This window comes from Rhodococcus sp. 06-156-4 (assembly GCF_002259345.1).
GTDB classification, from domain to species: Bacteria; Actinomycetota; Actinomycetes; order Mycobacteriales; family Mycobacteriaceae; genus Rhodococcoides; species Rhodococcoides fascians_E.
This window is the reverse complement of sequence record NZ_NPGB01000018.1, coordinates 368,676-388,497: the sequence shown is the minus strand read 5'-3', so window position 1 is coordinate 388,497 and position 19,822 is coordinate 368,676. Positions and strand designations below refer to the sequence as shown.

General features: G+C 65.7%; 22 protein-coding genes. 10 read left to right on the top strand and 12 right to left on the bottom strand.

Annotated elements, in window-relative coordinates; all coding sequences use genetic code 11:
- Positions 1-27: 27 nt before the first annotated feature.
- The 4 genes from CH290_RS12590 to ppgK all read right to left on the bottom strand — a co-directional run bounded on the left by CH290_RS12590 (position 28) and on the right by ppgK (position 4,436).
- The gene (locus tag CH290_RS12590; RefSeq protein ID WP_020110187.1) at positions 28-669 is read right to left on the bottom strand and encodes a response regulator; all 642 of its coding nucleotides are present in this window, start codon (positions 667-669) and stop codon (positions 28-30) included.
- Entirely contained in the window at positions 666-1,934 is a 1,269-nt protein-coding gene (locus CH290_RS12585) for a sensor histidine kinase (protein ID WP_033189651.1), read from the bottom strand. Before CH290_RS12585 ends, CH290_RS12590 begins: the two co-directional genes overlap by 4 nt.
- Positions 1,935-2,057: 123 nt before the next feature.
- Complete coding sequence (locus CH290_RS12580) at positions 2,058-3,473, bottom strand: RNA polymerase sigma factor (RefSeq protein WP_033189652.1); 1,416 nt, start codon at positions 3,471-3,473, stop codon at positions 2,058-2,060.
- Positions 3,474-3,596: 123 nt separating this feature from the next.
- Positions 3,597-4,436, bottom strand: a complete 840-nt coding sequence (gene ppgK / locus CH290_RS12575) for a polyphosphate--glucose phosphotransferase (RefSeq protein ID WP_033189653.1) — start codon at positions 4,434-4,436, stop codon at positions 3,597-3,599.
- A gap of 234 nt (positions 4,437-4,670) precedes the next feature.
- Between ppgK and CH290_RS12565 the strand changes: the two genes are divergently transcribed.
- The gene (locus CH290_RS12565; protein ID WP_020110184.1) at positions 4,671-5,567 is read left to right on the top strand and encodes an inositol monophosphatase family protein; all 897 of its coding nucleotides are present in this window, start codon (positions 4,671-4,673) and stop codon (positions 5,565-5,567) included.
- 77 nt (positions 5,568-5,644) lie between these two features.
- Here the strand turns inward: CH290_RS12565 and cei are convergent, their stop codons facing one another.
- Positions 5,645-6,325 carry an envelope integrity protein Cei gene (cei, locus tag CH290_RS12560; protein ID WP_026347598.1) on the bottom strand — a complete coding sequence of 227 codons (681 nt, stop codon included), beginning with the start codon at positions 6,323-6,325 and terminating at the stop codon, positions 5,645-5,647.
- Between the two features lie 540 nt (positions 6,326-6,865).
- On the opposite strand from cei, the gene CH290_RS12555 reads away from it, so the two are divergent.
- A complete protein-coding gene (locus CH290_RS12555; RefSeq protein ID WP_019664051.1) occupies positions 6,866-7,168 on the top strand; it encodes a DUF4193 domain-containing protein in 303 nt (100 codons plus the stop codon).
- A 93-nt stretch (positions 7,169-7,261) separates the two neighbouring features.
- Here CH290_RS12555 and CH290_RS12550 read toward each other — a convergent pair whose 3' ends face one another.
- Positions 7,262-7,732: a DUF3093 domain-containing protein gene (locus CH290_RS12550; protein WP_019664050.1), complete on the bottom strand. Its 471-nt coding sequence runs from the start codon at positions 7,730-7,732 to the stop codon at positions 7,262-7,264.
- Positions 7,733-7,958: 226 nt separating this feature from the next.
- On the opposite strand from CH290_RS12550, the gene dut reads away from it, so the two are divergent.
- Both dut and CH290_RS12540 read left to right on the top strand, forming a co-directional pair.
- Complete coding sequence (dut, locus tag CH290_RS12545) at positions 7,959-8,471, top strand: dUTP diphosphatase (protein ID WP_027498542.1); 513 nt, start codon at positions 7,959-7,961, stop codon at positions 8,469-8,471.
- Positions 8,472-8,473: 2 nt separating this feature from the next.
- Positions 8,474-9,328 carry a DUF3710 domain-containing protein gene (locus CH290_RS12540; protein WP_033189654.1) on the top strand — a complete coding sequence of 285 codons (855 nt, stop codon included), beginning with the start codon at positions 8,474-8,476 and terminating at the stop codon, positions 9,326-9,328.
- A 21-nt stretch (positions 9,329-9,349) separates the two neighbouring features.
- On the opposite strand, the gene CH290_RS12535 is transcribed toward CH290_RS12540, so the two are convergent.
- The gene (locus CH290_RS12535) at positions 9,350-10,051 is read right to left on the bottom strand and encodes an alpha/beta hydrolase (RefSeq protein WP_033189735.1); all 702 of its coding nucleotides are present in this window, start codon (positions 10,049-10,051) and stop codon (positions 9,350-9,352) included.
- A gap of 175 nt (positions 10,052-10,226) precedes the next feature.
- On the opposite strand from CH290_RS12535, the gene CH290_RS12530 reads away from it, so the two are divergent.
- Positions 10,227-10,604 carry an OB-fold nucleic acid binding domain-containing protein gene (locus CH290_RS12530; RefSeq protein ID WP_019664046.1) on the top strand — a complete coding sequence of 126 codons (378 nt, stop codon included), beginning with the start codon at positions 10,227-10,229 and terminating at the stop codon, positions 10,602-10,604.
- Positions 10,605-10,707: 103 nt separating this feature from the next.
- Positions 10,708-11,304 carry a DUF3159 domain-containing protein gene (locus CH290_RS12525; RefSeq protein WP_230595733.1) on the top strand — a complete coding sequence of 199 codons (597 nt, stop codon included), beginning with the start codon at positions 10,708-10,710 and terminating at the stop codon, positions 11,302-11,304.
- An 18-nt stretch (positions 11,305-11,322) separates the two neighbouring features.
- On the opposite strand, the gene CH290_RS12520 is transcribed toward CH290_RS12525, so the two are convergent.
- Both CH290_RS12520 and CH290_RS12515 read right to left on the bottom strand, forming a co-directional pair.
- Positions 11,323-11,991, bottom strand: a complete 669-nt coding sequence (locus CH290_RS12520) for a potassium channel family protein (RefSeq protein WP_019664044.1) — start codon at positions 11,989-11,991, stop codon at positions 11,323-11,325.
- A gap of 55 nt (positions 11,992-12,046) precedes the next feature.
- Positions 12,047-12,712, bottom strand: a complete 666-nt coding sequence (locus CH290_RS12515; RefSeq protein WP_026347596.1) for a potassium channel family protein — start codon at positions 12,710-12,712, stop codon at positions 12,047-12,049.
- A gap of 191 nt (positions 12,713-12,903) precedes the next feature.
- Here CH290_RS12515 and CH290_RS12510 point away from each other — a divergent pair, with 191 nt between their 5' ends.
- From CH290_RS12510 to CH290_RS12500, 3 genes are all read left to right on the top strand, one after another.
- Positions 12,904-14,907, top strand: coding sequence for an APC family permease (locus CH290_RS12510; RefSeq protein WP_019664042.1), 2,004 nt, complete (start codon positions 12,904-12,906; stop codon positions 14,905-14,907).
- A complete protein-coding gene (locus CH290_RS12505; RefSeq protein ID WP_020110176.1) occupies positions 14,904-16,184 on the top strand; it encodes a class I SAM-dependent RNA methyltransferase in 1,281 nt (426 codons plus the stop codon). The genes CH290_RS12510 and CH290_RS12505 overlap by 4 nt, the downstream gene beginning before the upstream one ends.
- Before the next feature lie 67 nt (positions 16,185-16,251).
- Positions 16,252-17,241, top strand: coding sequence for an iron-siderophore ABC transporter substrate-binding protein (locus CH290_RS12500; protein WP_033189655.1), 990 nt, complete (start codon positions 16,252-16,254; stop codon positions 17,239-17,241).
- Between the two features lie 16 nt (positions 17,242-17,257).
- Here CH290_RS12500 and CH290_RS30255 read toward each other — a convergent pair whose 3' ends face one another.
- The gene (locus CH290_RS30255) at positions 17,258-17,410 is read right to left on the bottom strand and encodes a hypothetical protein (RefSeq protein ID WP_167336895.1); all 153 of its coding nucleotides are present in this window, start codon (positions 17,408-17,410) and stop codon (positions 17,258-17,260) included.
- A 26-nt stretch (positions 17,411-17,436) separates the two neighbouring features.
- Between CH290_RS30255 and CH290_RS12495 the strand changes: the two genes are divergently transcribed.
- Entirely contained in the window at positions 17,437-17,961 is a 525-nt protein-coding gene (locus tag CH290_RS12495) for a CGNR zinc finger domain-containing protein (RefSeq protein ID WP_033189656.1), read from the top strand.
- Between the two features lie 8 nt (positions 17,962-17,969).
- Here CH290_RS12495 and CH290_RS12490 read toward each other — a convergent pair whose 3' ends face one another.
- Positions 17,970-18,806: an ABC transporter permease gene (locus CH290_RS12490; protein ID WP_019664037.1), complete on the bottom strand. Its 837-nt coding sequence runs from the start codon at positions 18,804-18,806 to the stop codon at positions 17,970-17,972.
- Positions 18,803-19,795 (bottom strand): ATP-binding cassette domain-containing protein, encoded by a 993-nt coding sequence (locus CH290_RS12485; protein ID WP_170945344.1) that lies wholly within the window; start codon positions 19,793-19,795, stop codon positions 18,803-18,805. Before CH290_RS12485 ends, CH290_RS12490 begins: the two co-directional genes overlap by 4 nt.
- Between the last annotated feature and the right edge of the window lie 27 nt (positions 19,796-19,822).

The following is a 19,822-nucleotide window of genomic DNA, read 5'->3' as shown; positions in this document are numbered from 1 at the left end:
TGCCGGACCAGGGAATCACTGCGCCGTTCACCGTGGCCGTGACCGGGCGAGGATTGCAGCCTGCACGCGCGAGGTGACTCCCAGCTTGGTGAGCACTCTCGACACGTGCGTCTTGACCGTGGTCTCCCCGATGAAGAGCTCACGGGCGATCGCCGCATTGGACATGCCGTCGCCGAGGCACCGCAGCACATCGTGTTCGCGCTCGGTCAGCTCGGTCAACCCAGGAGGTCCGACCTTCGGAACATCGCGGCCGCCCGCTGCGAACGCGTCGATCACCGTCCGAGTGACTTCGGGCGCCAGCACACCGTCGCCGGCGTGAACAGCAGCGATGGCGTCGAGCAACGCGTCGGCGGACACCGATTTCAGAACGAAGCCCGACGCGCCCGCCTCCAGAGCACGGAACACGTAGTCGTCGATGTCGAACGTCGTGAGGACGAGAACACGGGCTAGATCGTTTCCGACGACGGCGGCGGTTGCCTCGATCCCGTCGATGCCCGGCATTCGAATATCCATCAGCACGACATCCGGCGTGTGCGCCCGCGCCTGGTCGATGGCGTCCTGTCCGTCGACTGCCTCGCCGACCACCGTGTATCCGGGCGCGGAGCCCACGATCATCGCCAGGCCCGAGCGAATTGCGGCATGGTCGTCGGCTATCAGTACTCGGATCACGGTGTCGACGCCCCGGGCGTGGTCGACAGGGGCAGAACGGCTTCGACGACCCACCTACCGCCGTTCGAGCCGGCACGGAGGTCACCGCCGAGAAGTTCGGCCCGCTGTGTCATGTTGGTCAGCCCCGCTCCAGTGTGTCCGGTCGTGTGCGTCGATGCTTCGGCCGTGGACGGTAGCGCGTTGACGACTTCGATTCGGAGACTGCCGTGGTCGCACCGGAGGTCGAGCTCGGCCGGTTGGCCCGGCGAATGAACCACCGCGTTCGTCAACGCTTCCTGCACGATTCGAAACGCGGCGTGATCGACCGCCGCCGGCACGGACCGTGATGATGGTGCGCCCGGTGCGAAGTCACCGCTGACGGTGACCTCGGTACCACTGGCACCTGCGGAGGCGACGAGCCTCCCCAACTCGGCAATCCGTCCGGGGGAGCGGGTCTCGTCCACGCCTTCACCCCCGTTTCGCAGCAGTCCGATCATCGCTCGCATCTCGGTCAACGCATCGGTGCTGTTGGACCGGATGGACGACACGACGTCCGCAACACTGTGGTCTGCAGCACCGTGGCTAGAGCCGGTGCAGACCGCGGGCGAGTCGGCACCGCCTCGAGCTGCGACGATGCGCAGGGCTGCCTCGGACTGGATCGCGATAGCCGACAGATGCCCCGCGACGACGTCGTGCAGATCACGGGCCATCCGCGAGCGTTCCGCGTCGATCGCCGCGCGCCTGTCCAACTCCGCGATGACGGTCATGGCCTCGGCTCGCTCGCGTTCACTGTGCGCGATCTCCTTGTGCTGGCGGATGTTCAACGCCCACCCGAGCGGCGTGCCGAGGAACACCGCAGCGCCGCCCAGGGCGATGACGACCTCACGCCAGTCCGTCGTGAGGACGAAAGCGACGGTGCACACCACCACGGTCAGAAGCACGGACAAGCGGACGATCCACACCGCCTGGCGTCTGCTGCCGTAGAGCGCGACGCAGTACACGAGGTCGGTCATGATCAGCCAGATCGGCAGCGACGCTCCCACGAGCAGATCCAGCGTGAACGGAAGCGCGGCCGTGCCGAGCGCGAGAACGGGTGCACGCCGCCTCCAGAGCGTGCACACACACAGCAAGGCGAGGATGCCGACCCTGACCCACAGAGGTGGAGGGTTCTCGACCGGAAGGAAGCTGAAGATGTTCGCCCAATACAGGACGATACCCACCGACAGGTACGCCGCCACGACGAGCACGTCTTTGCTCGTCGCCGATAGTTCCGACCAGCGAAGCATCACACCATCACAGCACACTCACCGCGCATCCACGTCCGACGAAGGGATGACCTTCGGTCGCCGGAACAAAGACGAAGCCGCCGTTCCCGAACGGGGAACGGCGGCTTCGTCGAATGCGAACTGTCAGTCGAGGTAGTCGCGGAGAACCTGCGATCGCGACGGATGACGAAGCTTCGACATCGTCTTCGACTCGATCTGCCGGATACGTTCACGAGTGACGCCGTAGACCTGACCGATTTCGTCGAGCGTGCGGGGCTGTCCGTCCGTCAGGCCGAAACGAAGCCGAACGACACCGGCCTCGCGCTCGGACAGGGTCTCGAGGACGGACTGCAGCTGGTCCTGAAGAAGGGTGAACGACACCGCGTCGACGGCCACAACGGCCTCGGAGTCCTCGATGAAATCACCAAGTTGGCTGTCACCCTCGTCGCCGATCGTCTGATCGAGCGAAATGGGTTCACGCGCGTACTGCTGGATCTCCAGCACCTTCTCCGGCGTGATGTCCATTTCCTTGGCGAGCTCCTCGGGAGTGGGCTCGCGGCCCAGGTCCTGAAGCAGCTCACGCTGGATACGGCCGAGCTTGTTGATGACTTCCACCATGTGCACCGGAATACGGATGGTGCGTGCCTGGTCGGCCATGGCGCGCGTGATGGCCTGACGGATCCACCACGTCGCGTAGGTGGAGAACTTGTAGCCCTTGGTGTAGTCGAACTTCTCGACGGCACGGATCAGGCCCAGGTTTCCCTCCTGGATCAGATCCAGGAACGCCATTCCCCGACCGGTGTAACGCTTCGCGAGCGATACCACGAGGCGAAGGTTGGCTTCGAGCAAATGGTTCTTGGCGCGGTTACCGTCCCGGCAGATCCATGTGAAATCGCGACGTGCCGCAACGGGAAGCTTCTCGCCCTTCTCGGCGAACTCGCGCATCTTCTCGGTGGCGAACAAGCCTGCCTCGATGCGTTTGGCGAGCTCGACCTCCTCCTCGGCGTTGAGGAGCGCGACCTTACCGATCTGCTTGAGGTAGGCGCGAACGGAGTCGGCCGACGCCGTGAGCTCCGCATCCTTTCGTGCCTGGCGAAGAGCCTCGGACTCTTCCTCGTCCCAGACGAAGTCGCCGGACGCCTTGTCCTCGGCGGTCGGCTCGGAGGTGGCGTCGTCGTCGGCGTCGTCTCCGGCTGCCACGACCTCGACCACATCGTTGGCGGCCGCAGCGATGTCGCCGTCGGAGATGTCGATGTCATCGATGCCGGGAGCGTCGTCGTCCCCGTCGGCGGCCGGTGCTGCGTCGCCTGCCTTCTTGGCTGCGGCCTTCTTCGCCGGAGCCTTCTTGGCGGCCGCGCGCTTCGCGGGAGCCTTCTTCGCCGCAGCTTTCTTGGCCGGAGCCTTGGTTGCCGGCGCTGCCGGTGCCGCTTCTGCAGGGGCAGCGGTCGCGGAAGCGACGGCGGCCTCTCTGACGGTGCCGTTCGGTGCCTCCGCAGCAGGTGCAGGGTTCGCAGACTCTGTTGCTGAATCTACGGTCTGACGGATATCGGTGGCTGCCACGTACGCCCTTTCGTGACGGTGTCGTGCGGCGTCACGCCAGAGTGGTTTCCGGCGGAGAGGTCTTGTCGAATGTGCCGGCGTGCAGACCGGCATCAACCATTGTAACGACCCGTCGGGAGTTTGTTACCGAGCCAGTGCCGTATCGGCCGCTGTGTCGGCGGCGAGAGCTGCACCGACGATTCCCGCGGTGTTCAACAAAGTGGCCGCCACCACGGGCGTTCTGTTGGTCAGGTGCGGAATCCACTTCTCGCTCTTGCGGCTGATTCCGCCTCCGGCGATGAACAGATCCGGCCACAGCAGCGCTTCGAACGTCGCGAGAACCTTCGAGACCTCCTTGGCCCACTCCTTGTACGACAGGTCCTTGTTCTCCTTCACGGACGATGCCGCTCGGTGCTCGGCTTCCTTGCCGTCGACCTCGAGGTGACCGAACTCGGTGTTCGGCAGAAGTACCCCGTTGTGCAGAACTGCGGAGCCGATGCCCGTGCCGAACGTCAGCAGAATCACCACGCCGTTCTTGTCCTTGCCTGCGCCGTATCGGTCCTCGGCGACACCCGCGGCATCCGCGTCGTTCAGCACGACCACATTGCTGTGCCCCAACGCCGACGCGAACAGCGACTTCGCGTCGGTATCGATCCACGACTTGTCGATGTTGGCTGCGGAACGTGCAATTCCTCCGGTCACGACGGCAGGCAGCGTGACGCCCACGGGCCCGGTCCACTCGAAGTGAGCGGCGATCCGGGCAACCACCTCGGCCACTGCCTCCGGCGTCGACGGTTGCGGCGTTTCGATCTTGTACCGATCGCCGACCAATTCACCGGTGACCAGATCGACGATTCCACCCTTGATGCCACTGCCGCCGACGTCGACGCCGAAACCCTGCCGCTGCCGCGCGTCCGTCGGCGTGGTGACGGATCCGGGTTGGATCACCGGATCGGTCTGTGTGTGCGGGCCTGACTGAGTCATGTGGAGTTCACTCCTGATCATCGGGGCATCTACTCGTGCACGTGCGGTGAAAAGCGTAGCCAAGCTGCGTACATCGACACTAGTGCCGCGACGGTGATTCGGCGGGTGTGACGCAGTCCGCACCGGCGACCGAGTGGTGCGATTCCCGCACACTGTGATCCGATGGAGAGCGTGCCGACTGCATCCGATGACGCCTTCCATCCGACCTCGACGTCCGCTGCCCCCACCCCTCGGGTGCCCGACTCTCGCGTATCGGAGGCGGATCTGACTGCACTGTCGACGGTGGCACGTGACGTGGCTCGCGCAGCGGCGGCGCATGTTCGGACTCGGCGACCGCAGGTGTTCGGGCCGGGTGCACCCGCGGAGACGTCCGATTCCGGACACTCCGTCCACACGAAGAGCACTCCCACCGACCCGGTCACCGTCGTCGACACCGAGACGGAACAGCTTCTGCGGTCTCTGCTCGCCGAGTTGCGGCCGGACGACACCATTCTCGGCGAGGAAGGCGGTGGCCAGTCCGAATCGGTCGCTGGAGTTCGATGGGTGCTCGATCCCATCGACGGCACCGTCAACTTCCTCTACGGCCTCCCCGCATACTCGGTGTCGGTCGCCGTCCAGATCGACGGTGTGAGCGTCGTGGGGGTCGTCGTGGACGTCGCCCGTGACGTTCTCTACAGCGCATCACGGGGACACGGCGCCACGGCGGAGTACTCGGACGGCTCGGTGGAACAGCTCACGTGCAACCCCACCTCGGACGTCGCACTGGCGCTCGTCGCAACAGGTTTCGGCTACGGCGCGGCCAGGCGACGGGTGCAGGGCGCGATCATTGCGGAACTACTCCCGCGTGTCCGCGACATTCGCCGCGTCGGTTCGGCTGCACTGGATCTGTGCATGGTTGCCTCCGGCGCCGTGGATGCTCATTTCGAACACGGTCTGAGCCCATGGGACTGGGCCGCAGGATCGCTCATCGCCGAAGAGGCGGGCGCGACGGTGATCGCGCCGAGTCCGACGTCGACATCACTCGACGGCGCAGTGACCGTCGCCGTCGCACCGGGAATCGCACGAGAATTCGTGGCTGCACTCGGCGACGTGGGTGCGTTGGACGCGATCTCCGGCGCCGACGACGCCTGATCTGCGACGAACCGAGCGGCGAAAGACGCTGCGGCAGTCGAGATCCGCTCGGTCGGCGGACGCCGAGCGGATCCGGCTCAGCAGCGCGCGGTGCGCGCTGCTTCGAGCAGGCTGATGTCCAGCGGTGCAGGCGTCGAGCCCGGCGTCACGCCGGCCAGCGACTGCAGGACCGACTCGGCGTCGTCGTTGGGCTGCAGATTCTTGAAGTACGTTCCGAGCGCGAGATCGACGGTGTCGTCGGCGCGTGAATCCTGAATCAGTTCCGCGCAGGGGGCTGCGAGCCACACGGCACTGGCCGCCGCTCTACCGTTCTCGCCGAACCGAATCTGGCCCTGGCACTGCATGTTCTGATCGACGTACACGGGATCGTTGCCGACCTGTACGTCCGGTGCACTCGCGAACCCGTACTCGCTCAAGTCGGCGGCGACGGTCGCGGCCTGTCCGCGCTCGCCGTTCGCGTTGAACACTCGGACCTTGGTGGCGGACAGGGCTGCGGGCTCGGTGTCCAGAAGCGTCTCGCGATCGATTCGCTCGCCCAGTGCCACCGGGACTGTTCCGTCGTCGGCAGGGGCCGTCGACGGTTCGTTGCACTCGACGGTGGTCGCGACGGTCTCACCGGAGGTGAACACGCGGATCCACGTGAACACGCCGAGTAGTGCCAGTACGGCGAGCACCGCGACGATCGGCAGTGCTCGGCGTCGCCGGAAGGGCCGCCCACGATCGTCGAACGATGAGCCCTCGGTGATCAGTGAAACCACGGTGTCGATGCGCCTTTCGTTCGCGAGGATCGAACGCGCGGGCACACGAGGGTTCGGACCCGTGCTTGCGCGCGCCAGCCCACTGTAGTGCTCACCCGAGGAAATGGTCCCTCGCAGGCATGGAATGCCCGGCGTGTCCGAGGTGTTCAAGGGGTTTGTCAGGTGATTGTGGAGGAAGACGGTGAGGCGGTTTCGTCGATGTCGTTCGCTTCGGCTATTGTCTGGCGGCCCCGGTGCTGAGAAATCCGAGCAGTCACCGTGGTGGACGGCAGCGCTGTGTCGATGTCTCGATCGTGTTTCAACCTGGGACGTTCGGGCATTACCCGGGTAGTTTCTCGGGCACCTTGCATCGAGGTCGTCCGTTGTAGAGCAGTACCAGCGGTGTTCGGCCTGCATGTCCGGGCGAGCAGCACCCACAAATGAAGAGAACAGCCGCAGAGAATCAGACACGGTGGAGGCGGCTCGGGAGCAGGCCGAAGGCAACGATCGGCACGTGTCCACCCGCACAACACGCACGAGGACGAGGGGTAACAGAAGACAATGGCAACCGACTACGACGCACCGAGAAGAACAGAATCCGACGATGTGTCGGAGGATTCGCTCGAGGAGCTGAAGGCACGCCGCAACGAGGCGCAGTCCGCGGTGGTCGACGTGGACGAGTCGGACACGGCGGAGTCGTTCGAACTCCCGGGTGCCGACCTGTCCGGCGAAGAGCTGTCGGTCCGGGTGGTTCCGAAGCAGGCCGACGAGTTCACCTGTTCGAGCTGCTTCCTGGTCCACCACCGGAGCAGGCTTGCGAGCGACGCCAACGGCGTTCTCGTCTGCCGTGACTGCGCAGCGTGATTTCGGACGACAGGAATCGAACGACCTAGCTGAACCACGCCGACCGACGAGGTCACATAAATCAGGTGGTGCAGACGATGCGGCCGAGAGCGCTCAGGCGTGATCTCCGGGGGTGGGCCGCGTCAGAGCCGATACCAGCGCGTCGGGGCGTGAGGTACTGACCAACCAATAAGGTGTGGGATCGTCCGGATCATCGAGAACGACGAGAACCATCTGTTTGACCCAAGTGCGGTGTTGAACGAAGGCGAGAGGATCCAACTGCCTTCCCAGTGCCGCACTTTTTGCTGTCGCGGGCACGACAGCCGCGCGTGCGATCACGTCCAGCGGTAGGTGTGCCTTTCCGACGCGGAGCTCGCCGTCTCCTGCTGCGTCCCTCTCGACCTCGACCCGCATGCGGCTGAGCCAGATCAGAGCCCAGATCGGAAACGGTAGGACCAGGACGTACGGGAGCCAGGCCCTGAGACCCGGGGCGCCCATGTGCACCTCGGCAGCCAGCAGGACCCCGACGGCCACGGCAACCGGCCACCACCACAGCGGCACCCACAGTTTCTCGGAGTGCACCACGCGCCGACCGTCTCCGCGGTCGGGCGAAGCGTCGGGATGCAGGTCGCGGCGTGAGTTCTGTGACACGTACTCCAGAGTAGCTGGCGCCCGTACGGCGAGCGGTCGGTGCTCCGCTCGGGAAAGTTCCGCCGGAAGACGTACGAGGCCGAGTTCGGTCCGGGGTCGGCGCGTAGTCTCAGTGCACGTGAGTGACGATTTCAGCAGTGACGGCACGTTCGGTGCCGCGATGTCGGCGGATGCGCCCCTCGGGTCGGTCCGAGTGGTCCGTCTGGACAAAGAGTTACCCCTTCCGGTTCGCGCGCACGCAGGCGATGCGGGGGTCGACCTGCACATCACCGCAGACACCTCGATCGCGCCGGGGGAGCGTGTGGTCGTCGGCACCGGTATCGCGGTCGCACTCCCGTTCGGCACAGTCGGTCTCGTTCATCCCCGTTCGGGTTTGGCTGCGCGGTCGGGGCTGTCCATCGTCAACGCGCCGGGCACCATCGATGCCGGTTATCGAGGCGAGATCAAGGTCTGCCTGGTGAACCTGGATCCGCGCGAGGCGATCGACCTGGTCCGCGGTGATCGCATCGCCCAGTTGTTGGTGCAGCGCGTCGAACTCGTCACCTTCGCCGAGGTCGAGTCTCTCGACGAGACCAGTAGAGGTGACGGAGGCTACGGGTCGAGTGGTGGTCATTCCAGTCTGACGACCTCCGCGCCGACGGCAGACACATCGAGTCGAGAGGGAGTGAGCTGATCATGTTCGGACGTCGCAAGAAGGACGCAGACGCGGCGGGTGCCCCCAACGAGAACACCCGGGCCGACGACGCAGCGAGCGGCGCGGGCGGTCGAGATGCCGACGAGGCACTCGATCCACAGGATCGTGCCGCCGATCAGGGTCCGTTCGACCTCGAGGAACTCGACGAGGACCGCGAGACCCTTGCGGCGACTCGGTTGGACCTCGGTTCGGTTCTGCTGCCACTTCCGGCCGGCGGTCAACTTCAGGTGGAGATGACGCAGGCCGGTGCGCCGCAGGCCGTCCACGTGGTAACCCAGTACGGCCGCATCACCATCGCGGCGTACGCCGCCCCCAAGTCGCCGGGACAATGGCGCGAGGTCGCCGCGGACCTCGCAGGTTCGCTGCGAGGAGATCAGTCGGTGGTCTCCGTCGAGACCGGCCCCTGGGGACGGGAACTACACGGCGTCACCGCGAACGCGGACCTGCGTTTCATCGGCATCGACGGGTACCGGTGGATGGTTCGTTGCGTTCTTGCAGGCCCGTCGGGCGCTGTCGGTGCCGATTCGCCGCTCGTGGCGATCGCTCGCGACGTGCTGTCGCAGACGGTCGTCGACCGAGGCAGCGATCCCCATCCGGTTCGCACACCCCTCCCGGTAGTTCTCCCTCAGGCTCTGCTGGCGCAGTTGGCGGCCGCTCAACAGCAACAACAGGCCGCCGCACAGCAAGCAGGGGCACAGCAAGCAGGGGCACAGCAAGCAGGGGGCCAGGTGGCAGGGGGCCAGGTGGCGCCGCAGGCCGAGCCGCCGAACCCTGTCGGACCCACGGAAGGTCCCCGGCGTGGTACCTCCGGATCGGCGATGCAGCAGTTGGGTTGACGGAACGGGCGGTGGAGCGGCTCACACGCCGAGGGCCGACAGCCCCTCCACCGCCCGTCGACCGAGAACGGACGGATCCGCACCGATCTCGGTCAGCGTGACCGTCGCCAGCGACGATCGGGCGATGGCGCCGTGCCAGGCGATCGCCACGTCGTGTGGATGAACTGGATCGTCGACGGCCGCCACGATGGACGTTCTGATCGTCGATCGGGCGAGTTCGGACAGGTCCGGCGCCGTGTAGACAGCCGCTTCGTCGAGCGCCGACGGCAGATCCGGCCACTGCGAGGTCCACGACCGGCGCAGTGTCGAAGCGAGCCACGCGGGAGACGTGGCCGCCATGGCGTCGATGACAGCGCCGAGTCCGTCGTTCCGCAGCGCTGTCGCGGTGTACACCGCGCTGAGGGCGGCGGGCGCACCCTGCGCCGAACCGAGCCACGGAGGTAGCGCCGCCAGGATCCCGAAGACGTGCTCGGGATTGCGCAGAGCCCACGACGCCGCCACCGCAGCACCGATCGACACACCGCCGACGATGATGCGGCCGTACTGCAGGGCGGCCTCGTCGAGAGCGGCTTCGTACGACTCGACGACCCGGGTCGGGTCCGGTTCGACGGCGGTGGTGCGCGTCCCGGCGAGGGCGAGCGCGTCTGCGAACGCCTCGGCAGCGAATGCTGCGTCGGAACCGGTGCCGGGCAGGACGACGGCGTGCGCGGGCCAGGTATCCATGAATCGGAATTGTCCACGTCCGTCCGACATTGTCGACTCCCGAGGGGGCCGCGCGAGTCGTGAGCCCGAACGCAGCGCCGCGCGCTTGGACTTAATCGGCGCGCCAGGGTTACAGTGGCCAGGAGCCACGCCGCATGACGTGGCACAACTTCGTAGATGCTTTCAGGAGCGCACCATGGCACCCGCTGCCGCAGGGTATTTCCGCAAACTCACCCGGAAATTGACCGAGGACGTCGACAGCCTCGACGCACAGGAGATGGCGGAGTCGTCGGAAGCGTCCGGCGCTCAGCGCGCGTGTGATTGTTCCCGCGGTGACGAAGTCACCATGCTCGGACGTCTGCGCAGTGTGGAGGCCTGCTCCAAGGCCGCGAACGCCAACATCGAGGCGGAGTTCTTCGACGGAACCGACCCGGTGACGCTCGTATGGATCGGTCGTCGGAAGATCCCGGGCATCGAGCCGGGCAAGACCGTGCTGATCCGCGGCAGGGTAGGGGTTCGCGACGGCCGAAAGATCGTCTACAACCCGTACTACGAACTGCGCGACGACTCCTGACGCCCTTGCCGCCGTGCGCAGCGGACGGTGTGGCACCCTCGACATCGTGACCGAGAGCGACAGGCCAGAAGCCGAGGAACGCAAGCAGACCATCCTGGAACAGATGGGTGGGCTCAGTGGCCTGGTGGCGTCGACGCTGCCCGTCATCGCCTTCGTCCCGGCCAACAGCTTCTTCGATCTGACGGTGGCCATCTGGACCGCGCTGGGCGTTGCGCTCGCCGTCATGGTGTGGCGACTGGCCACCAAGGCGCCGGTTCAACCCGCGATCTCCGGATTCTTCGGGGTCGGTATCTGCGCGTTCATCGCGTACCGAACCGGAGATGCCAAGGGCTACTTCCTGTTCGGCATCTACACTTCACTTGCCTACGCCGGTGCATTCGTGCTGTCGATGATCGTCCGGTGGCCGCTCGTCGGCGTCGTCTGGGGGTATCTGAACGGCAAGGGCACCGCGTGGCGTCGCAGCAGTCGCGCCGTGGTCTCCTACGACATCGCGACGTTCGCCTGGGCGGTGGTGTTCGGCGCGCGGTACCTCGTGCAGTCGCAGCTCTACGACGCCGACCAGACGGGGTGGCTCGCAGCCGCCCGTATCGGCATGGGCTGGCCGCTGACAGGCGTCGCGCTGTTGGTGACGTTCTGGGCCGTGCGCCGGGCCGACAGGGCGCTCGACGACGAGTCCGCCGAGCACCGAGAGATCAAGTAGCTCAGCGGTAGTGGCGCGTCACCCCAACTTGGACAGGCCCACGGCGACACGCAACTCGTCCTCGACTTCCTTGGACGCGACGAACAACAATTCGTCGCCTCCCTCCAGCGGGTCGTCCTGCTGCGGAACGATGACTCGACCACCGCGCAGAATAGTCACCAGTGCGGCGTCGCGGGGCAGCGAGAGCTTGCGCACCGGCTTACCGGCGAGCGCCGTGTTCTCCGGAAGCGTGACCTCCACCAGGTTCGCCTGACCTTTTCGGAACGTCATCAGGTGAACAAGATCGCCCACCGACACCGCTTCCTCGACCAGCGACGCCAGCATTCGCGGGGTGGACACCGCGACGTCCACGCCCCACGATGCGTCGAACAGCCACTCGTTACGAGGATCGTTGACCCGCGCGACAACACGGTTGACGCCGAACTCCGTCTTCGCCAGCAGGCTCAGGACGAGGTTTGCCTTGTCGTCGCCCGTGGCCGCGATGACGACGTCGTACTGCTCGAGACGTGAGGCCTCGAGCAGTGCCAGTTCGCAGGCGTCGGCGAGAACCCATTCCGCCTCGGGAATCGCGTCGCGGTCGAGGTGATCGAGTTTGCGTTCGAGGAGCATGACGCTGTGCTCACCGCGAATGAGTTCGCGAGCAATGGATCTGCCGACAGCTCCGGCGCCGGCGATGGCAACTCTCATGGTGTCCTCAGTCTCAGTCTCAGTGTCGTGTCGAGGGCGAACGTGGGGTGAGGCGTCAGTCGTCGGACGGTGGGGGATTGGACGCGAGCGCAATGGCTTCGGCGACCGTTCCGGACACCGCGGCCACGTAGATCTCGTCGTCGGACTGGATGACGGTCTTCTTGTCCGGTAGCAGTCCGGTGCCGAACCGAATGATGAACGCAGCCCGCGACCTCGTCGACTCCTCGAGGACGGATACTTTTCTCCCGATCCACCCCTCGTGGAAATCGAGCAGCACGACGGCGACGTTGCCCGACGGGTCACGCCATTTCGTCGTCGGATCGTCCCGCAGGAGGTTGTGCAGGAAACGGTCGGTCGCCCACGGCACGGTGGCCACCGTCGGAATTCCGAGCCGCTCGTACACCGCGGCGCGTTTGGCGTCGTAGATCCGTGCGACGACCCGCTCGACACCGAATGTCTCACGGGCCACGCGTGCGGAGATGATGTTCGAGTTGTCGCCGGACGACACTGCGGCGAACGCCTCGGCCTTCTCGATGCCTGCCTTCGTCAGAACGTCGCGGTCGAAGCCCATTCCGATGACTCGATGGCCGTCGAACGCGGGATCGAGTCTGAGAAACGCCGTCTCGTCACGGTCGATGACGGCCACCTCGTGGCCGATTCTCTGCAGAGCACCGGCCAGCGACGCGCCCACCCGCCCGCATCCCATCACCACTACGTACACAGATCCAACTCCATTCGGATTCTTTTCTCGGCGCTCGCTCTGCACCAACGTAACGGTCGGGGACGCACGGATCGAGCGTCGGGATGCATCGGCCGTCGCCGAGTTGGACAAATCGGGTTGCGTGTCGAGCAATTCGGCGAGTTCGGGTGCACCGATGTCGTGATTCGATTCGGACGGCTTACGCTTTCACGGTGTCCAAGCTCTCGACCGCCGCGAAGCGGCTCGTGCTCGGTAGACCGTTCCGAAGCGACAAGCTCGGTCACACCTTGCTCCCCAAGAGGATCGCGCTGCCGGTGTTCGCCTCCGACGCCATGTCGTCGGTGGCGTACGCACCGGAGGAGATCTTCCTCGTGCTGTCGGTCGCCGGCATCTCCGCGTACGCCTTCACTCCGTGGATCGGGCTCGCGGTGTGCGTCGTCATGGCCGTCGTCGTCGCAAGCTATCGACAGAACGTGCATGCTTATCCGTCGGGCGGTGGTGACTACGAGGTCGCGACGGTCAATCTCGGGCCGACCGCCGGACTCACGGTGGGAAGCGCGCTGCTCGTCGACTACGTGCTGACCGTCGCGGTATCGGTGTCGGCGGCAGCGTCGAACATCGGCTCGGCCATCCCGTTCGTGGCCCAGCACAAAGTACTGTTCGCGGTTCTGGCGATCGTGCTGATCACGTCGATCAATCTGCGCGGCATCCGCGAGTCCGGAGCCGCGTTCGCTGTGCCGGTCTACGCGTTCATGATCGGAATGTTCGTGATGCTCGGATGGGGCCTGTTCCGCGTCTACGTGCTCGGGGACGAACTGCACGCCGAATCCTCGGGCTTCGAGCTGAAAGCCGAGGATTCCCACCTCTACGGCATCGCGTTCGCGTTTCTGATCGCCCGAGCCTTCTCGTCGGGTTGCGCGGCGCTCACCGGAGTCGAAGCGATCAGCAACGGTGTGCCTGCCTTCCGCAAGCCGAAGTCACGCAATGCGGCGACGACGTTGCTCATGCTCGGCGGGATCGGCATAGCGCTGTTGATGGGAATCATCCTTCTGGCCGAGAAGATCGGCATCAAGTACGCGCTCGAGCCGAGCGAACAGCTCGTCGGAGCGCCGGACGGCTACCAGCAGAAGACCCTGATCGCACAGCTCGCCGAAGCGGTCTTCCACGGGTTCCCGATCGGGTTCTTCTTCATCACGGTCGTGACCGCACTCATTCTCGTTCTGGCCGCCAACACCGCGTTCAACGGATTTCCGGTGCTCGGTTCGGTTCTCGCCCAGGATCGGTATCTTCCGCGCCAGTTCCACACCCGGGGTGACCGGCTGGCGTTCAGCAACGGAATTCTCTTCCTGTCCGCTGCCGCGATCGCGTTCGTCGTCGTGTTCGACGCCGAAGTGACCAAGCTCATCCAGCTCTACATCGTGGGTGTCTTCGTGTCCTTCACCCTGAGCCAGACCGGCATGATCCGGCACTGGACGCGGTTGCTGCGTGTGGAACAGGATCCCGAACAGCGTCGCCGGATGTTCCGTTCGCGCATCGTCAACAGTGTCGGCCTCGGGCTCACCGCCACGGTCCTCGTCATCGTGCTCATCACCAAGTTCGCGGCCGGAGCGTGGATCGCCATCGTCGCCATGTTCGCGGCGTTCGGACTGATGAGCCTGATCCGCAAGCACTACGACACGGTCGCCCGTGAACTCGAGGACGAGGAATGGGACGGTGTGCTGCCCAGCCGCACGCATTCGATCGTGCTGGTGTCCAAGCTGCACATGCCGACCCTTCGCGCGTTGGCGTACGCCCGCGCGACCCGCCCGGACACCCTGGAAGCGATCACCGTCAACGTCGACGAGCCGGACACCCGTCAACTGGTCAAGGAGTGGGAGGCCAGCGATGTCACCGTGCCACTCAAGGTGGTCGAATCCCCGTACCGGGAAATCACCAAGCCGGTCCTCGACTACGTCAAACGCGTACGACGCGACTCGCCGCGCGACGTGGTGACGGTGTTCATACCCGAATACGTCGTCGGTCACTGGTGGGAGCAAATTCTGCACAACCAGAGTGCACTGCGCCTCAAGAGCCGGCTGCTGTTCCAACCGGGAGTGATGGTGACGAGCGTGCCCTGGCAGCTGCAGTCGTCGGCGAAAGCGAAGCGCGAGAGCATCGAGAACGCGCCCGGCGCGTCGCGCCGCGGATACGAACCCCCGAGCGGACACGGCCGATGACCGACAGCTGGTTCGGCTCGACTGTCGAGGTCACTCTCGGTGCACCCGGGCACGGAGGATTCTGTGTGGCCAGGCACGACGGACGCGTGATGTTCGTCCGACACGGCCTGCCCGGGGAGATCGTGCGGGCGAAGGTCACCGAGGATCGGGGTGGGTCCTACTGCCGCGCCGACGCCGTCGAGATACTTGCCCCGTCGGCCGATCGCATCACTCCGCTGTGTCCCATCTCCGGTCCCGGCGGCTCGGGATGCTGCGACTGCTCCCACATCGACCAGTCCGCGTCGCGGGCCATGAAATCGGCCGTGGTGGAGGAACAACTGCGTCGGATCGGCGGTATCGACCGTGCAGTGACCGTCGAGGAACTGCCGTACACCGGCGACGGCACCGGCTGGCGGAGTCGTGTCCGACTGGCCGTCGACGCGGGCGGCCGCCCCGGCTTCCATCGATACCGCAGCGCCACCGTCGTCCCTGCCCTGAGCTGTCCGCAGGTCGTCGCAGGCGCATTCGACGGTCTCACCGACTCGACATGGCGTCCGGGCTCGGAGCTCGTGGTTGCCGTCGGCAGCTCGGGAGAGCGGCACGTCGTCGAGATATCACCTGCATCCGTGTCGCGCACGGGTCGACGATCCCCCGGCCGACGTGGCGCATCTGCCCGGCGGGCTGCATCGTCGGCCCCACGTCCGGAGCGGGCGGTGGTCGGTAGCGGACGAGTACACGAATCTGTGTCCGGTCGTGACTGGGAACTGGACGCAACCGGATTCTGGCAGGCGCACCGAGGCGCCGCGCAGGTCTACTCCGACGTGGTGACCGAGTGGGCCGACGCCAGGCCCGGTGAGGTCGCGTGGGATCTGTACGGGGGAGTCGGAGTCTTCGCGTCGAGCCTGGCGACAGGAGTCGGCGCCACCGGCCAGGTCGTCAGTGTCGAGTTCTCGCGTAAGGCCTCGGCGGACGGAGCCCGTGCGCTCGCCGATCTCGAGCAGGTGCGATTCGTGCCCGGACGAGTCGAACGCACCGTCCGTGCGCTTCCCGCGCCGAACGTCGTCGTGCTCGACCCACCTCGATCGGGAGCGGGCAAAGAGGTCGTGGCAGCAGTCGCGGCATCGGCACCCGGCCGCGTGGTGCACATCGGCTGCGACCCTGCATCCTTCGCCCGCGATGCCCGGCTGTTCGTCGACGCCGGATATCGACTCGAACAGGTGCGTGCGTTCGACGCATTTCCTCTCAGCCATCACGTGGAGTGCATCGGCTTGCTCGTGCGAGAAGGTGGCACACCGTAGAGGTCGTGGGCTCGGTAGATTGAGCCGCGTGAAAAAGCGCCTCTCTCGTTTCCGTTGTGCCCGTACCGTGTCGATCATCGCCGCCGCGGCCGTTGTGGGTCTTGCCGTGTCCTGCTCGTCGACAGCAGACGACGCGGCGACCACCCCTGCGGCAGCGGGCGCTGACGAGGCGTTTCCGGTGTCGATCGACACCAAGTTCGGTGACGTCACCGTGCCCGAGCGTCCGCAGCGTGTCGTTGCCTTGGGATGGGCCGACGCGGAAACCGCGCTTGCACTCGGCGTGCAGCCGGTGGGCGCGAGCGATTGGCTGGCGTTCGGAGGCGACGGTGTGGGCCCGTGGGCCGACGGGCTGTACGACAGTTCCCCCGAGATCATCGGCACCCAGGAGCCGTCCTACGAGGCGGTCGCGGCTCTCGAACCGGACCTGATCCTGGACACCAAGAGCTCCGGCGATCAGGATCGGTACGACAAGTTGACCCGGATCGCGCCGACGGTGGCTCTTCCCGACGGCGCGGACAACTACCTGACCACCGTCGAGCAGCAGGTGACCATGGTGTCGGCGGCGCTGGGTGAATCGGAGAAGGGCGCCCAGCTGTTGGCCGACCTGGACGGTCGGTTCCAGACCGCAGCGGCGGAGCATCCGGAATTCCAGGGCAAGACCATCACGGTCGGAGCCTTCAGCGGAACCGGATACGGGGCGTACATCTCCGACAGCACGAGAGTCGTGTTCATGAAGAAGCTCGGTTTCGTGTCGAACCCCACGGTCGACGCGTTGACGGCGACGAGGACCGGCTCGACCGGATTCTCGGTGCCCGTATCGGACGAGGAACTGAACACGCTCGACGCCGACGTCGTGGTGATCTTCCCGGTACAGCGATCGTCCGACGACGTGACGAGTAATCCTCTCTTCCAGCAGATCCCTGCCGTTCGGGACGGACGCTCGCTGGTGTTCGACGATCCCGACGTGGCCAAGTCCTACTCGACCAATTCGATTCTGTCGGCGACGTACGCCCTCGACACTGTTGTTCCGCTGATCGCGGAGCGGGCCGAACGCTGACCGGACGGAGCTCCGGTCACCGAGCTTCGACGACGGCGACGGACGTGGCTGCGGCGGGTTTCGGGGCGCGGATGCGCTGGGAGCCGCAGGTGCACCGCTGGTAGGTGACGGTGCCTTCGCTGGTGTTGTGGCTGCTCTCGGTGGTCCAGGTGTGGGTGTGTGCGGTCATACCGACAACTGTGCTGTAATGGTCTTGTGCATATCAACCCTTACGGAACGTATGCGGTGCAACTAGGAGTCGACCTGCTCAATTCGCCGCCGACGTCGGCGGACGAGCTCGGGCATCGGTGCATCGAGGGTGGACTCGTCCTCGACGCACCGGCAACCGATGCGGACGTCACCGCCACCGTTGCGTTTCTCCGCGAGTGGGAGGCGGTGATCGACGCCGATACCGAACAAGCACGGGCGGACATCCTCAACGGACTGCTCGCGCAGGCGTCGGCGTACCCGCGCTTGACCAACCATGCGGGCGACGGATGGCACATGCACTACCGCGACCCGGACATCGATCTCGGATCGGTGGTGCGGGCGTTGGTCAGCGTCGGGACGGCACTGCATCTGACCGGTCGCGGAATGAACAGGCTGGGCAGGTGCGCGGCGGAGGACTGCGTACGAGTGTTCGCCGACGTGTCGCGGACCGGCAGGCAACGGTACTGCGGCACTGTGTGTTCCAACCGAGACGCCGTACGGCGACACCGAGCCAAGGCCGCCCCCGCATGACGAGAAGATCAGGTCTTGCGGTTGTACAGACGCATCGTGATCGGCCCGAACACGAGTAGGAAGCCGCCACACATCGCGGCAGTGACCGCGAGCTTGGTGGCGTCCGGTTCCCCCGACATCAACGACCGGATGGACGTGACGAGGAAGCTCACCGGATTGACCTCGACGAACGCGCGGAGCCACCCCGGCATGGTCTGGGGGTCGACGAAGATGTTGCTGGCGAACGTCAACGGAAACAGGATGAACATCGACACGCCCATGACCGCGGCCTCGGTGCGCACGATCATCGCGATCATCGTCCACACCCAGGAGAGACAGAACGAGAAGATCAACAGCAGTGCGATCGAGGCGACGACGCCGAGGAGACCGCCGTCGGGCCGAAACCCGATCACGAGACCGAGGATCAGCACGATGACCGACGCCAGTGAGTAGCGGACGACGTCACCGAGGAGCGCGCCCACCAACGGTGACGGGCGCCAGATGGGTAGCGATCGGAACCGATCGAACACGCCCTTCTCGATGTCCTTGTTCAACGTCACGCCCGTGTACATCGTGATCATCACGACGGTCTGCACCAGAATTCCCGGCAACAGGAACTGGATGTAGGCGGTGGTGGATCCGGCGAGAGCGCCTCCGAACAGATACGTGAACAGCAACGTGAACATGATCGGGAACATCGTCACGTCGAACAGTTGCTCGGGGACGTGCTTGATCTTGAGGAGCGCTCGCCACCCGAAGGACAGTGAGCTGGCGACGGCGTTCGGCCGCGGGGGTCGTGTAGCGCCGCTTCGTAGTACGTCCGCGACCGCGGCCTGCTCGGACGCGTCCTTCGACAGCGTTGTCATGATGATGTCTCTGTTCTCTCGGTGGCGTTCGTGCGGGCGGACTCGTCGTCCGCGGGGTGGCCGGTCAGCGCGAGAAACACTTCGTCGAGGCTGGGTTGGCCGATGGCGAACGAGGCCACCGCGATTCCCGCGTCCTCGAACGCGGGCAGAGCGGCAGCCACCGACGACGTCCGGTCCAGCCGAGCCGACAGCGCGACCGGATCTGCTTCCTCGGTCACCGACTCGGACAGAATCGTGCGAAGAATCGCTGCGGCCTCGGATCGTCGAGCGGGATCCAGCACTCGCACGTGCAGCGAGCCCGCGCCGACCGACGCCTTCAGTTCGCCGGTGGTGCCTTCCGCGATGACCTTGCCGCGGTCGATGACCGCGATCCGTCCGGCCAGTTGATCGGCTTCGTCGAGGTACTGAGTGGTGAGCAGAACCGTCGTGCCGCCACCGACGAGAGCGCGGACGATGTCCCACACCTGATTGCGGCTGCGAGGGTCCAGGCCGGTCGTCGGCTCGTCGAGGAAGATCAGCTCGGGAGTGACGATGATGCTCGCAGCGATGTCGATCCGACGCCGCATACCGCCCGAGTACGTCTTCACCTGGCGAGACCCGGCGTCGGCGATCCCGAACGCGGTGAGCAGCTCGTCCGCTCGCGACCGCGCCGCCGGACGCGAGTATCCGTAGAGCCGGGCCAGCAGGATCAAATTCTCGGTACCGGTCAGATCCTCGTCCAGCGAGGCGAACTGGCCGGTCAGCGAGACTTTGCCGCGAATGGCGTCCGCCTCGGAGGCGACGTCGTGGCCGAGGACGCGCGCCGACCCGCCGTCGATCGGAAGGAGGGTCGCGAGCATTCGGATCGTGGTCGTCTTGCCTGCTCCGTTGGGGCCGAGGACACCGTATACACCTCCACTCGGAACCGACAGGTCTATTCCGTCCACCGCAGTGTTGTCGCCGAAGCGTTTGATCAGGCCCGATGTCTCGATCGCAGGCATGTGTCCCATTCCTCCAAGATTGTCCGAATCGACCTC